The following is a 12,944-nucleotide window of genomic DNA, read 5'->3' as shown; positions in this document are numbered from 1 at the left end:
GGAGAGACGCACGTGCAGATCGAGAACGCGGTCGGACTGGTCACCGGCGGAGCATCCGGGCTCGGTGGCGGAACCGCGCGCATGCTGACCGAGCGCGGCGGCAGGGTCGGGATCCTCGACCTCCCGTCGTCGGCCGGGGAGGAGTTCGCGGACGCACTGGGCGAGAACGCGATCTTCGTTCCGTGCGACGTCTCCGACGAGGCCGGCGTCGAGAAGGCCGTCGCGACGGTCGCCGAGCACTTCGGCCGGATCGACGTCTGCGTGAACGCTGCCGGCATCAGCCCGGCGGCGAGGGTGCTGTCGCGCAAGGGCGACCTCCACCCACTCGACGTCTTCAAGAAGACCCTCGACATCAACCTCGCCGGTGCCTTCGACGTGCTGCGGCGAGCGGTGGCCGTGATGGCACGCAACGAGCCCGGCGAGCACGGCGAGCGCGGCCTGATCGTCAACGTGGCCTCGGCGGCCGCTCTCGAAGGCCAGGTCGGGCAGGCCGCCTACTCCGCATCGAAGGGCGGTCTGGTGTCGTTGACCCTGCCCCTCGCTCGGGACCTGGCGATCTGGGGAATCCGCGTCATGACCGTCTGCCCGGGGATCATGGACACCGGGATGCTGGCGGGCGCCGACGACAAGCGTCGCGAGGCGCTGCTGGACCTGCACGTCTTCCCGAAGCGGCTGGGCACGCCCGCCGACTTCGCCCAGCTCGTGCGGTCGTTCATGGAGAACGAGCTGATCAACGGCGAGGTCGTCCGCCTCGACGCGGCGACGAGGCTCTGACGATGTCCACCGACCCGCTGCTCGGAGCCTTCGCCACGCTGCCCGCCTGCACTCCGTGGACCCCGGCCGTCGCCCTCTACGAGCTCGGTCGCTCGCTCGCGGCCGACGGGCGCGCGGACCGAGCCGCGACGGCCTTCGCCGATGCGATCCGGGCCGAGCTCGGCACACCCGTCCCCCAGGTCCTCGAACCGGCCGTCGACGCCGCGACAGCCCTACTCCTGGCCGACACGTTGTTCCTCGAGGGTGGAGCCGTCGCCCCGCTCGTCGCGGCGCTGGCCACCGTCGCCGACGGCCCCTGGCCGGAGGCGACACGGATGACGTCGAACCTCGGCATGGCGCTGCTGCACGCCCACCGCCCGGGCGCAGCGGCGTGGCATCTCGGTGAAGCACGCCGCCACCGGGGCGACGGGCCCGCGACAGTGGGCGAGCGACTCGTTCGTGCCGCCGTCCGACGCTGCGCGGACATGCCGGTCCCCGAGATCGACGACCTGGCACACGACCTGCGTCGGGAGAACTGTCCGGCCGAGCTCGCGTGGGTGCTCATCACCCTCGCCGACAACCGCCTCGTCGAAGGCGATCTCACGCGGGCCCTGAACGCGGCGAACGAGGCCGTCGGCGCCGCCACCGCCGTGTCCGGCGGGCGGCGGGCGCCGTTGCTCGCGCTGGCCCGTCAACGCCTCAGCCTGGTGCTCGGTGCGCTCGGCAGGCACGGTGAGTCCGCGGTCGCCCAGGTCGAGGGGATCCTCGCTCTCCATGACGGAGCCGTCTGAGATGGCCGTGAGGTCCGAGCGACCCCACGACGGGGTCCTGCGGCTGGTGCTCGACGCTCCGGAGACGCTCAACTCGGTCGACGAGCCCATGCTCCGTGCCGCGGCCGACGCCGTCGAGCAGGCGGCCGACGACGCCGAGACCCGGGTCGTCGTGCTCACCGGGGCAGGCCGGGCCTTCTGCGCCGGCGCGAACATCGGCGGGGAACCCGACCCGGCTGGGTCGGGTGTCGACACGTCGGTGCTCGAGGCCGCGAACCGGCTCGTCTCGGCGATCACGTCCGCTCCCCAACCGGTGGTCTGCGGGCTCAACGGTCTCGCCGTCGGGGTCGGTGTCTCACTCGCGCTCGCCTGCGACCTGATCGTGGCCGACGAGTCGGCGTACTACCTGCTGGCGTTCACGAAGATCGGCCTGATGCCGGATGGCGGAGCGACCGCGCTCGTCGCAGCCTCGCTGGGGCGACACCGAGCCCTGCGGCTCGCGCTGCTGGCCGAGAGGTTGGACGTGCACGCGGCGGCCGAGGCCGGCCTCGTGTCGACGGTGGTCCCGACGGCGGACTTCGCCGCGGAGCTCGACCGGATCGCAGTGCGGTTGGCCGGGGCACCCACCGGTGCACTCGGGCACACGAAGTCCGCTGTCAACGCCGCGTCGATCGCCGGGTTCGCCGAGACGCTCGAACGCGAACGAGTCGGCCAGTCCCGGCTGCTCGCGAGCGCGGACTTCGCGGAGGGTGTAGCCGCCTTCCAGCAGAGGAGACCGCCGGTCTTCACCGGCGACTGAGCAGCGCGCGCAGCGTCGCGGTGAGGTAGGAGTCGCTGCGGTCGGAGCCGATCAGACCCGGTCCCATCCGGTTCATGACGTAGGTGAAGGTGAGGCGGCGGTCGAGGTCCATCAGACCGAAGGACCCGCCCCAGCCGCCCCAGAAACAGATCCGGCCCTCGGGCACCGCGGGCACGCTCGCGGGCAGCGGGAGGGCGTACCCGGTGCCCCAGCGCAGGGGCATCCCGAGGACGACGTCCACTCCGTTCGCCTGCTCCTCGAAGATCAGCTCGATGGTGGAGGGGGAGAGTAGGCGAGTGCCGCCGGACCAGCCGTCCAGTGTGATCGAGCGCAGGAGGCGACAGGCGCCACGGGCGTTCCCGTGACCGTTCAGTGCGCCCATCTCGGCGTCGCGCCAGGCCTCGGTGTTGGCGTCCTCGGCGGTCGACGCGGGCCCGGTCATCGACTTGTACGCGGGGCTGTCCTGGTCCATCGCCGAGACGTCGAACGGCAGGGGCGGCGGCGGAACGATGTCCGCGACGCGGCCGCGGTCGGTAGGGCGACAACCGATCTGGAAGTCCGCGCCGACCGGGGCGGCGAGCTCCTCCGCCACGAACTCGCGCAGCGACCGGCCCGAGATGCGCCGGACGATCTCGCCGAGCAGATGGCCCTGCGTGTTGCCGTGGTAGCCCGACGCCGTGCCCGGCTCCCACCAGGGTTCCTGGGCGGCGAGCAGGGCGACGGAACGTTCGCGGTCGTACATGTCCTCGGTCGCGAACGGCCGCTGCGCCCAGCCGCTCAGCCCGGAGGTATGACCCATGACCTGTGCGACGCGGATGTCCGCCTTGCCCGCCGCGGCGAACTCCGGCCAGTACTCGGCGACGGGGGCGTGCACGTCGAGCAACCCGCGGTCCGCCAGCACCAGGACCGCCAGGTTCGAGACGGTCTTGGTCAGCGACCAGACGTTGGTGATCGTGTCCTCGGTCCATGAGACGGTGCGCGCCTCGTCCCGGTACCCGCCCCACAGGTCGACCACGGTCTCCCCGTCGACGTCCACCGTGAGGGAGGCCCCGAGCTCGGCTCCCGAGGCGACCGCCCGCTCGAACACCTCACGCACCTCGTGGAAGTCTGCGGCGCTGTCGCCGCTGACGAGGGCTTCGGTTCCGGATGTCGTCATCGACAGCTCCTTCTCGAGGGGAATCACGTCATGAGCCCGGCGTCCGGGCCGCCGCCGTCGATCTCCACGCGTTGGCCGGTGAGGTACTCCGCCTCGGCGGAGGCGAGGAAGGCGACGACGCCGGCGACGTCCGCGGGCCGGGCCACACGGCCGAAGGGGAAGCGGGCGTCGACCTCGGCGATGCTGCCGCCTCCCGTGGCCGCGACCAGCCGCTCGCCCATGTCGGTGGCCACCAGCCCGGGGGCGACGATGTTGACCCGGATCCCGTGCGCGCGCTCCTCCTTGGCCAGCGTGCGCGCCGCGGCCTCGATCGCGACCTTCGCCATCGTGTAGGGGGCGCTGTTCACCGGGAACTGCGTGCTCAGCACGCTCGACACGATCACGACGTCCGCCCGGCCCGCCGCACGCAGGTCGGGCAGCAGCCGGTGGACGAGGTCGAGCGGGCCGAGGGCGTGGACGCGGAACAGTCGCAGGTACTCGTCCTGGTCGGTGTGGGCGATAGTGCTGCCGCGGCTCGCGGTCCCCGCGTTGCTGACCACCAGGTCGACGGGCCCGAGGTCGGCGTGCACGGCGTCCACCATCGCCGCGACGGACTCGGGATCGTCGATCGACGCGCTGTAGGCGACGGCGGTGCCCCCCGCGGCCTCGATGTCCGCCACCGTCTGTTTCGCGGCGTCGGCGTCTCGGCGGTAGTTCACGGCGACGGCGGCACCGCCCGCGGCGAGCCGCAGCGCGATCCCGCGCCCGACGCCGCGGGACCCGCCGGTGACGAGGGCGGTCCGACCCTGGAGCGTCATGGGCTCAGGCCTTCAGGGAGCCGGTGGTCACGAGCTCCTCCTCGGCGGTGAACTCCGCCTCGACGAGGGCCCGGACGGCTGCGGCCCCTACCCCGTCGCCGTCGCCGTCGCCGTCGCCGTCGTACAGACCGTCGACGAGAGCACCGACCGCCTCGCGGGCCAGCCGCAGGCGTTCCTCCGGGGTCTCGCCGCGGACCTGCGCGCCCGCCGCCGCCTCGGACCGCTCGGCCGTGGCCGCGACCAGCCCCGTGTCCCACGTGACACGGGGCACGAGGTTGCCCATCAGCTCGGCGATGGCCTTGACCTGCATCCGGGCGTAGTCGTCCGTCACCTGGGGGAGGACCTCCTCCCGCAGGGCGCGCGCGACACCCGCGAGGACCGCGGGCAGGGACATGCTGTGCAGGGTCACGTCAGTCTCCCCATTCGCCGTCGCGCAGGGTCTCCAGGAGCCAGCGCAGCGCGTGGTGCATCTGGTAGGCCATGTTCAGGTAGCGCACGTCCGCCGTGGTGCCGCGCTCGAAGGACTTCGAGGCCTTGATCGAGCCGATGATCCCCTTGGTCAGCTCCATGCAGGTCCAGTAGCGCAGCGCCCGCTCCTCGGGCCGCCACCCGGTGAGGTCCGCGTAGGCCGCCAGGTAGCGCTCCATCTCGATCACCTGGCCTGCCAACGGCGAGCGGCCCCGGAAGGTCGGGATGTCGAACTTGGCGAGGTCGGCGGCCGGGTCGGTGAAGCGCGCGGTCTCCCAGTCGAGCACCGCGGCGACCGAGCCGTCTCCGTCGACGATCACATTGCCGATCCGGAGGTCGTTGTGCACCAGCGCGAGCCGCCCGGACACGTGATCGGCACGCGCCTCGAGCCAGGCCAGCGCCAGGTCGATCAACGGGATCCGGACGGTGCGGTTCTCCTCGTACACCCGCCGCCAGCGGGCGGCCTCCTCGGCGCCGGTCGCCGCGGCGTCCGTCGGGATCTCCAAGGGCGGCAGCCGCATCGCCCGGATGTCTGCGGTGTGCAGCCGGGCCATGATCGACGCGATCTCGGTGCCCAGGGCCCGACGGCGGTCGAGGTCCGGGATCCGCTTCCGGACGTCCCACGGCATCGGCACCGAGCCGGGTACCCGTTCCATCACGTAGAAGTCCCGGGCCCCGGTCCGCGAGCCGTACACGGCGGGCACCGGGATCCCGATCGCCGCCGCCGTCTCCAGCAGCGCGACCTCCAGCCCGACGTCGTAGCTGCCGAGGATGCCGTCCGCGGGCTCCCGCTTCACCGCGAGCCGCACGGTCCCGGACGCGGTCTCGACCGCGACCAGATAGGTCTCCCACGACCAGCCCTCGCCGCGCCGGTCCATCTCGGTGATCCGCGCCCCGGGCCCGAAACGCTCCCGGACGAACCCGGCCAGCTCCGCGCCGAAGCCGGACTCCTGCTCGACCAGCACCGCCGTCACGCGTCCACCGCCTTCCAGTACCGCTCGCGCAGCTGCTGCTTGTAGAGCTTGCCGGTGGGCAGCCGCGGGAGGGACTCCACGAAGTCGACACTGCGCGGACACTTGAACCGGGCCAGGTTCGCCCGGCAGTAGGCGATCAGCTCCTGCTCCCGCTCGGGGCCTCCGGAGACTCCGGGCGCGAGCTGCACGACGGCCTTGACCGCCTCGCCCATGTCCTCGTCCGGCACGCCGATCACCGCGGCGTCGAGCACCGACGGGTGCCCGATCACGAGGTTCTCGACCTCCTGCGGGTAGATGTTCACCCCGCCGGAGATGATGACGAAAGCGTGCCGGTCGGTGAGGAAGAGGTAGCCCTCCTCGTCGAGGTAGCCGATGTCGCCGACCATCGTCATCGTGCCGCTCGCGTCGCGCGCCGCGGCGGTCTTCTCCGGGTCGTTGAGGTAGGTGAAGTTGGCGTTGCCGCCCTTGAACCAGATCGTGCCCGGCACCCCCGGCGGGCACTCGTGCCCCTCCTCGTCCCGGATGACCGGCTCGCCGAGGATCGGACGCCCGACGGTGCCGGGCCGCTCCAGCCACTCCTGTGGCGTGACCCCGCAGATCCCGTTGGCCTCGGTGGCGCCGTAGTACTCGTAGATCACCGGGCCCCACCAGTCCAGCATCTGTTGCTTGATCGGGACGGGGCACGGTGCGGCGCCGTGCACCGCCGCCTCCAGCGAGGTCGTGTCCGCGGCCGCCCGGACCTCCGCGGGCAGCTTGAGCAGCCGGGAGAACATCGTGGGCACGACCATCGTGTGGGTCACGCCGTGCTCGGCGACGAGCCGCAGGAAGGTCTCGGGATCGAACCGCTCCATGATCACCGAGGTGGCGCCGAGCCGGAGCGCGATGGCCACACTGGACTGTGGGCCGGAGTGGTAGAGCGGGGCGGGGGACAGGAACGTCATGCCCTCGCGCAGGTGGAAGACGATCCTGCCGAACTCCTCGATCTCCAGCATCTCGTCCGGCCTCGCGTCGGGCAGGCCGCGCACGATCGCCTTCGGCCGCCCGGTGGTGCCGGAGGAGTAGAACATCGGGGTGCCGAGCCGCTCGTCCGGCCGCGGTTCGGTGCCGTACGGGCCCAGGGCGGCGGCGTAGGGCTCGAAGCCGTCCGTGGGCTCCGTGGCGTCCACCATGATCCAGCGCTCGACGCCGGGGCACAGGGCGGGCAGCTCCCGCGCGGTCTCGCGTCTGGCGGCCGTGCTGATCACGAGCTTCGCGCCGGAGTCGTTGACGATGTACGCCGCCTCGGCGGCGGACAGGTAGGAGTTGATCGGGGTGTAGTAGAGCCCCGACCGCTCCGCCGCCGCCATGGCGATCAGCAGCTCGACGTGGTTCTCCATCAGGTAGGCCACGTGGTCGGTGCGCTGCAGGCCCTGCGCGCGGAACAGCTGCGCGAGCCGGTTGGCGCGGGCCTCGAACTCGGCGAAGGTCACGACCTCGCCGCTGCCCGCCAGGATCAGCGCGGGCTGCTCCGGGTGCCTCCGGGCGTGTTCGCCGGGGTACATTCCGCCTCCTGCGGGTCAGATCCGGATGGGGCGCAGGAACTCGGCGACGGCCCAACCGCCGTCGGGCCCCACGAAGTCGACGGTCATCTGAGCCATCCGCACGGCCCGGTCCTCGGTGGCCTGGGTGACCGGGGTGAGGTGGCGGATCGTGCCGTCGAGCGGGATGAGCGGCAACCCCTCCGCCTGGACGACGGCGCGGTAGCGGCCGGACCAGGTCGCCTCGCCCGCGTAGTCGGTGTACACCGTGAAGTCGGTGATCGGGTGCAGGTTCCCGGCGAAGTGGACCATCCCGCCGATCGACCGGGCGCCGGAGTCCTCGAGCTCGGCGTACGCCGTGATCGACGTCCCGTCGGCCAGGTAGGCGCACAGCCACTCCCCGGTGAACGACGACCACTCCCGCGGGCCCCACGAGTGGTCCCGCATCGACCGGGCGCCGGTCAGCCGCCAGGACCGCGGCCCGACGGTGATCTCCCCGGTCACGGTGCCGAACTGCTCGTAGTGGTCCGCCGCGATCACCGAGCTGCCCGGGGTGCAGTCCCCGTCCTCCGCCGTGTCGAACAGCGGCGAGGTCGCCTCCCAGGTCAACGCGATCACGCAGTCCTCGGCGGGGCTGTTCTTCAGCACCCGCTTCGGCTTGTCCGCCATGAGTGCCGGGGTGGCGATCCGGGCGACGCTGCGCTCGTAGCGGATCTCCAGCGTGCGGGTGGGGTCCTTGACCGCGAACTCCAGGCCCTGGCTGGCGAAGTCCGCGTTCGACGTGCTCTGCTCCCGTCCGGCCCGGAAGGCGATGGCGCCACCGGGCAGGGTCAGCTGCACGGACGCCTCGCGGTAGCCCAGCCCGGGCCGGTTGCCCACCCGTAGCAGGCCGCCGACCTGCGTGACCGGGTCGAGGAAGTTGACGTACACGCTCTCGTTGTAGTTCCGGACCCCACCGTGGTCGTGGGTGCGCTCGGCGTCCGCGCCGTACTTGCAGGCGGTGAACGGGGCACTCATCGGGCCTCCTCCGTGCCGGTGGTCGTGAACGACGGCGCCCGCCGTTCGAGGAAGGACACCACACCCTCCTTGGCGTCGGGCGAGTCGAGCAGACCCGAGTAGACCGCGGACTCCGCCCGGGCCGACTCGGCGGGTGTCGCCGCGCCCCAGGACGCCGCCAGCAGGCGACGCACGGCGGCCACCGACGCGGGCGAGGTCGTCCCGGTGAACTGCCGGGCGTACTCCAGCGCGGCGGGCAGCACCTCGGCCGCGGGCAGCAGCCGCGAGACGAAGCCCGACTCCAGGGCCTCGGCGGCCTCGAAGACCCGGCCGGAGACCAGCCAGTCGGTGGCCCGGCCCAGCCCGACGAGCCGGGGGAGGAACCACGTCGACGCCCCCTCGGCGACGACCCCGCGACGGGTGAACACGAAGCCGAAGCGTGCCGTGTCGGCGGCGATGCGCAGGTCCATCGCGGCGACGATGGTCGCCCCGCCGCCCACGGCGTCCCCGTTCACGGCACCGATGACCGGGATGCGCATGGCGGCGATCCGCTCGGTGATCCGGCCCGCGGGCTCGCGGTAGCCCGACGGCGTGTGACCGCGGGTGTCCGCCTCCATCGCTAGCCGGAGCGTGTCGGGCCCGTTCAGCTCGGCACCCACGCAGAACGCGGGGCCGGCCCCGGTGACGACGACGGCGCGCACGGCCGGGTCCGCGTCCGCGCGGGCCAGCCCGTCCTCGATGCCGTGCATGAAGGGGACGGTCATGGCGTTGCGGCGGTCCGGGCGGTTCAGCGTCAGGACCGCCACCCCGGCGTCGACCTCGTAGCGGACGGGTTGCTCGGACACGGGTTCAGAGCCCGCCGCTGCAGATGAGGGTCTGACCGGTGACGTAGCTCGACTCGGGGGTGCACAGGAGGTAGACCGCGCCCGCGGCCTCGGTCGGAGTGCCCGCACGGCCGAGCGGGATCATCTGTTCCGCCGCGGCCAACACGGACGGGTTGATCCCCACGGTGATCTCGTTGCCCGCCACGTCGATCGTCGAGCCCCCGTCGGCCGCGACCGTGAGCCGGGTGGAGATCACGCCGAAGGCGACCGCGTTGACGGTGACGTTGTAGCGGCCCCACTCCTTCGCCAGCGTCTTGGTCAGCCCGACGATGCCGGACTTGGCCGCGGCGTAGTTGACCTGCCCGGCATTGCCGTCCAGTCCCGCGATCGACGAGATGTTCACGACCTTGCGGCAGGGGATCTCGACGCCCGCGGCCCGCTCCTTCTTCACCGCCGCGCTGATCACCGGCTGGGCGGCGCGCAGGATCCGGAACGGCGCGGTGAGGTGCACGTCCAGGATCGCCGACCACTGCTCGTCGGACATCTTCTGGATGACGGTGTCCCAGGTGTAGCCGGCGTTGTTCACCACGATGTCCACGCCGCCGAAGGCGTCCACCGCGGTCTGGACGAACCGCTCGCCGAAGTCCGGCTCGGTGACCGATCCCGCGCAGGCCACCGCGGCACCGCCCGCGGCCTCGATGGCCGCGACCGTCTCCTTGGCCGGACCCTCGTCCAGGTCGTTCACCACGACGCGGGCGCCCTCCGCCGCGAGCTTCTCCGCCACGGCGCGGCCGATCCCGCGGCCGGATCCGGAGATCAGCGCGACCTTGTCCTCGAGCTTGCTCATCGCGGGGGCTCCTCCTGGTGCCTCGACGGACCGATGAGTGAAAGCTAGTTGCGCACAGTCGGCCGGTCAAGATGGTCTCTAGCTGGATCTTCTCGTGTAGGGTTAGTCAACATTCTGCTCCGAACGGCGAATCGCACAGTGAGACGAGGTGGTGCTCGATGGAGCGCACGGTCGTGATCAGCGGGGTCGGGATGATCCCGTTCGGCAAGCCCGGGAAGAGCCCGAGCTACCAGGAGATGGGCGCATCGGCCGCCCGGGCCGCGCTCGCGGACGCAGGCGTCGCGTACGAGCAGGTCGCCCAGGCCTACGTCGGCTACGTCTACGGCGACTCCACCTCCGGCCAGTCGGCGCTCTACGAGCTGGGGCTGTCCGGGATCCCGATGGTGAACGTGAACAACAACTGCTCCACCGGGTCCTCGGCCCTGTGGCTGGCCCGACAGGCCGTGGAGTCCGGCGCGGCGGAGTGCGTGCTCGCGCTCGGCTTCGAGCAGATGCGGCCGGGGGCGCTCGTCGCGGTGTGGGACGACCGGCCGAGCTCCACCGGCCGGTTCGAGGAGGTCGCGGCGGGCAGGCCCGGCGCCGACCCGAAGGCGCCCATGGCCGCGCAGCTGTTCGGCGGTGCCGGGCTCGCGCACATGGAGCGGTTCGGTACGAAGCCGGAGACCCTGGGACGGATCTCGGTCAAGGCGCGCCGGCACGCCGCGCACAACCCGTACGCCGTGTTCCGTGCGCCCGTGACGCTCGAGGAGGTCATGGGCTCGCCCGCCGTCTGGGGCCCGCTGACCCGGCTGCAGTGCTGCCCACCCACGTGCGGTGCGGCGGCGGCGGTGGTGTGCAGCGCGGAGTTCGCCCGACGCCACGGGCTGGACGCGAGCGTGCGGCTGCGGGCCCAGTCCCTGGTCACCGACGTGCCCGGGGCGTTCGACGGGACGGACATGCGCAAGGTCGTGGGCTACGACATGACCGCGAAGGCGGCGGCCCAGGTCTACGAGGCCGCGGGCGTGGGCCCGGAGGACATCCCCGTCGTCGAGCTGCACGACTGCTTCACCGCGAACGAGCTGATCACCTACGAGGGCCTCGGCCTCACCCCAGAGGGCACGGCGGAGAAGTTCGTGCTCGACGGGGACAACACCTACGGCGGCCGCGTCGTCACCAACCCCTCGGGCGGGCTGCTGTCCAAGGGGCACCCGCTGGGCGCCACCGGGCTCGCGCAGTGCGCCGAGCTGGTCTGGCAGCTGCGGGGCCAGGCGGGCGGTCGCCAGGTCGAGGGGGCCAGGCTGGGCCTGCAGCACAACCTGGGCCTCGGCGGGGCGTGCGTGGTCTCGCTCTACGAGAAGGTGGCCTGATGCCCGCCCCCGCGAGCGCCGTCGTCGCGGCGGTGGTCGGGCGGCGTCAGGAGCCGGTGACCGTCGACGTCGAGCGCGGCAGGCTGCGGATGTTCGCGCAGGCGATCGGCGAGACCGACCCCGTCTACTCCGACGTCGCCGCCGCCCGCGCGGCGGGCCACCCCGACCTGCCCGCTCCGCCGACCATCCTGTTCGGACTGGACCTGGAGCGGGCGGACACGCTCGGCTTCCTGGCGGGGCACGGCATCGACCTCGGCGCCGTCCTGCACGGCGAGCAGGCCTTCACCTACCACGTCCCGGTGTACGCGGGGGACACGCTGACCTTCGCCTCGGAGTTCACCGAGGCGTACTCCAAGGCGGGCGGAAAGCTGGACTTCCTGGTCCGGCGCACCCGCGTGACCCGTGGCGGCGAGCTCGTCGCCGAGCTGGACAACACCGCCGTCATCCGGAACGGGGCCGCCGCATGACCACCGTGCTCGAGCAGGTCGCCGTCGGCACCGAGCTGTCCCCGCTCGCCCTCCCGCCGATCAGCCGGACCACGCTCGCGTTGTTCGCGGGCGCCTCCGGCGACCACAACGCGATCCACATCGACACCGACGCCGCGCACGACGCCGGCCTCGACGACGTCTTCGCCCACGGCATGCTGTCCATGGCCTACCTCGGGCGGCTGCTCACCTCCTGGGTGCCGCAGGCCCGCCTGCGGCACTGGTCGGCCCGGTTCACCGCGATCACCCCGGTGCACGGCGAGCCGACCTGCACGGGCACGGTCACCGCCGTCGAGGCGGCGGGTGACGGCAGGCTGGCCACGGTGGACCTGAAGGTCACCCTCGCCGACGGCACCGTCACTCTCTCCGGCACGGCCACGGTGGTGCTGCCGTGACCCTCGCGGGCCGGGTCGCCCTGGTCACCGGGGCCGGACGCGGGATCGGCCGCGCCGCCGCCGAGAAGCTCGCCGCCGAGGGGGCCCTCCTGGTGGTCAACGACCTCGACGAGGGCCCGGCGAAGGAGACGGTCGAGGCGATCGAGGCTGCGGGCGGCACGGCGGTCGTGTGCGCGGGTTCGGTCACCGAGGCGGACCTCCCGGAGCGGTTGGTGGCCACCGCCGTGGACACCTACGGCGGGATCGACGTCGTGGTCAACAACGCGGGCATCGTCCGGAACTCCTACCTCGCCCGGATGTCCGACGAGCACTGGTCCACGGTCCTCGACGTGCACCTGACCGCCCCTTTCCGCATCCTGCGGGCCGCGCAGCCGGTCCTGTCGGCCGCGGCGAGGGCGGAGGAGGCCGCGGGCCGACCCCGGCACCGCAAGGTGGTCAACGTGTCGTCGATCGTCGGCACCGCGGGCAGCCCGAGCCAGGCCAACTACGCGTCGGCCAAGGCCGGGCTGCTCGGCCTCACCCGCACCCTGGCCAAGGAGTGGGGCCGCTACCGGGTGAATGTCAACGCGGTGGCCTTCGGGATCGTCGACACCCGGATGACCCGGGAGGGCGGGGCGGAGGCGCAGGAGGCATTGCGCCGCGGCGCGGCAGCGGCCCCGCTGGCGCGGGCGGGCACACCGGAGGAGGCCGCAGGCGCGGTCTGGATGCTGTGTGCGCCCGAGTCGGACTACGTCACCGGCCAGGTCCTGCTGTGCGGCGGCGGGCTGACGTCCGTCGGCTGAGGCGCCGCGGCGCCGGTAGCGTGAGTGATCCCGCC

Annotated in this window: 15 protein-coding genes; 7 read left to right on the top strand and 8 right to left on the bottom strand. The window is 72.5% G+C overall.

The window, feature by feature from the left end; all coding sequences use genetic code 11:
• The first annotated feature begins 12 nt into the window (after positions 1 to 12).
• The 3 genes from H5J29_RS00150 to H5J29_RS00140 are packed head-to-tail and all read left to right on the top strand — an operon-like array spanning position 13 to position 2,322.
• Positions 13 to 774, top strand: a complete 762-nt coding sequence (locus H5J29_RS00150) for an SDR family NAD(P)-dependent oxidoreductase (RefSeq protein WP_181778796.1) — start codon at positions 13 to 15, stop codon at positions 772 to 774.
• Between the two features lie 2 nt (positions 775 to 776).
• Positions 777 to 1,544: a hypothetical protein gene (locus H5J29_RS00145; RefSeq protein WP_181778795.1), complete on the top strand. Its 768-nt coding sequence runs from the start codon at positions 777 to 779 to the stop codon at positions 1,542 to 1,544.
• On the top strand, positions 1,528 to 2,322 hold the full coding sequence (locus H5J29_RS00140) for an enoyl-CoA hydratase-related protein (protein ID WP_181778794.1): 795 nt from the start codon (positions 1,528 to 1,530) through the stop codon (positions 2,320 to 2,322). The genes H5J29_RS00145 and H5J29_RS00140 overlap by 17 nt, the downstream gene beginning before the upstream one ends.
• On the opposite strand, the gene H5J29_RS00135 is transcribed toward H5J29_RS00140, so the two are convergent.
• Genes H5J29_RS00135 through H5J29_RS00100 form a run of 8 tightly spaced genes read right to left on the bottom strand, consistent with a single transcriptional unit; the run spans position 2,309 to position 9,901 of the window.
• Positions 2,309 to 3,478 carry a serine hydrolase domain-containing protein gene (locus tag H5J29_RS00135; RefSeq protein WP_181778793.1) on the bottom strand — a complete coding sequence of 390 codons (1,170 nt, stop codon included), beginning with the start codon at positions 3,476 to 3,478 and terminating at the stop codon, positions 2,309 to 2,311. The genes H5J29_RS00140 and H5J29_RS00135 overlap by 14 nt on opposite strands.
• 23 nt (positions 3,479 to 3,501) lie before the next feature.
• A complete protein-coding gene (locus H5J29_RS00130) occupies positions 3,502 to 4,275 on the bottom strand; it encodes an SDR family NAD(P)-dependent oxidoreductase (RefSeq protein WP_181778792.1) in 774 nt (257 codons plus the stop codon).
• A gap of 4 nt (positions 4,276 to 4,279) precedes the next feature.
• Entirely contained in the window at positions 4,280 to 4,684 is a 405-nt protein-coding gene (locus H5J29_RS00125) for a hypothetical protein (protein ID WP_181778791.1), read from the bottom strand.
• Position 4,685: 1 nt separating this feature from the next.
• Positions 4,686 to 5,717: a phosphotransferase family protein gene (locus H5J29_RS00120; RefSeq protein ID WP_181778790.1), complete on the bottom strand. Its 1,032-nt coding sequence runs from the start codon at positions 5,715 to 5,717 to the stop codon at positions 4,686 to 4,688.
• On the bottom strand, positions 5,714 to 7,258 hold the full coding sequence (locus H5J29_RS00115; RefSeq protein ID WP_181778789.1) for an AMP-binding protein: 1,545 nt from the start codon (positions 7,256 to 7,258) through the stop codon (positions 5,714 to 5,716). The genes H5J29_RS00120 and H5J29_RS00115 overlap by 4 nt, the downstream gene beginning before the upstream one ends.
• A gap of 15 nt (positions 7,259 to 7,273) precedes the next feature.
• Complete coding sequence (locus H5J29_RS00110; protein WP_181778788.1) at positions 7,274 to 8,251, bottom strand: DUF7064 domain-containing protein; 978 nt, start codon at positions 8,249 to 8,251, stop codon at positions 7,274 to 7,276.
• Complete coding sequence (locus tag H5J29_RS00105; RefSeq protein ID WP_181778787.1) at positions 8,248 to 9,075, bottom strand: enoyl-CoA hydratase-related protein; 828 nt, start codon at positions 9,073 to 9,075, stop codon at positions 8,248 to 8,250. Before H5J29_RS00105 ends, H5J29_RS00110 begins: the two co-directional genes overlap by 4 nt.
• 4 nt (positions 9,076 to 9,079) lie before the next feature.
• Complete coding sequence (locus H5J29_RS00100) at positions 9,080 to 9,901, bottom strand: SDR family NAD(P)-dependent oxidoreductase (protein ID WP_181778786.1); 822 nt, start codon at positions 9,899 to 9,901, stop codon at positions 9,080 to 9,082.
• A 158-nt stretch (positions 9,902 to 10,059) separates the two neighbouring features.
• Between H5J29_RS00100 and H5J29_RS00095 the strand changes: the two genes are divergently transcribed.
• The 4 genes from H5J29_RS00095 to H5J29_RS00080 are packed head-to-tail and all read left to right on the top strand — an operon-like array spanning position 10,060 to position 12,909.
• Entirely contained in the window at positions 10,060 to 11,247 is a 1,188-nt protein-coding gene (locus H5J29_RS00095) for a lipid-transfer protein (protein ID WP_181778785.1), read from the top strand.
• Entirely contained in the window at positions 11,247 to 11,714 is a 468-nt protein-coding gene (locus tag H5J29_RS00090; protein WP_181778784.1) for a MaoC family dehydratase N-terminal domain-containing protein, read from the top strand. The genes H5J29_RS00095 and H5J29_RS00090 overlap by 1 nt, the downstream gene beginning before the upstream one ends.
• Positions 11,711 to 12,127: a MaoC/PaaZ C-terminal domain-containing protein gene (locus tag H5J29_RS00085; RefSeq protein WP_181778783.1), complete on the top strand. Its 417-nt coding sequence runs from the start codon at positions 11,711 to 11,713 to the stop codon at positions 12,125 to 12,127. Before H5J29_RS00090 ends, H5J29_RS00085 begins: the two co-directional genes overlap by 4 nt.
• Positions 12,124 to 12,909: an SDR family NAD(P)-dependent oxidoreductase gene (locus H5J29_RS00080; RefSeq protein WP_181778782.1), complete on the top strand. Its 786-nt coding sequence runs from the start codon at positions 12,124 to 12,126 to the stop codon at positions 12,907 to 12,909. The genes H5J29_RS00085 and H5J29_RS00080 overlap by 4 nt, the downstream gene beginning before the upstream one ends.
• Positions 12,910 to 12,944 lie beyond the last annotated feature (35 nt).

The organism is Pseudonocardia pini (assembly GCF_013870575.1).
GTDB classification, from domain to species: domain Bacteria; phylum Actinomycetota; class Actinomycetes; order Mycobacteriales; family Pseudonocardiaceae; genus Pseudonocardia; species Pseudonocardia pini.
Note: the sequence above shows the minus strand (reverse complement) of the source record. Positions and strands in the feature narration are given on the sequence as shown.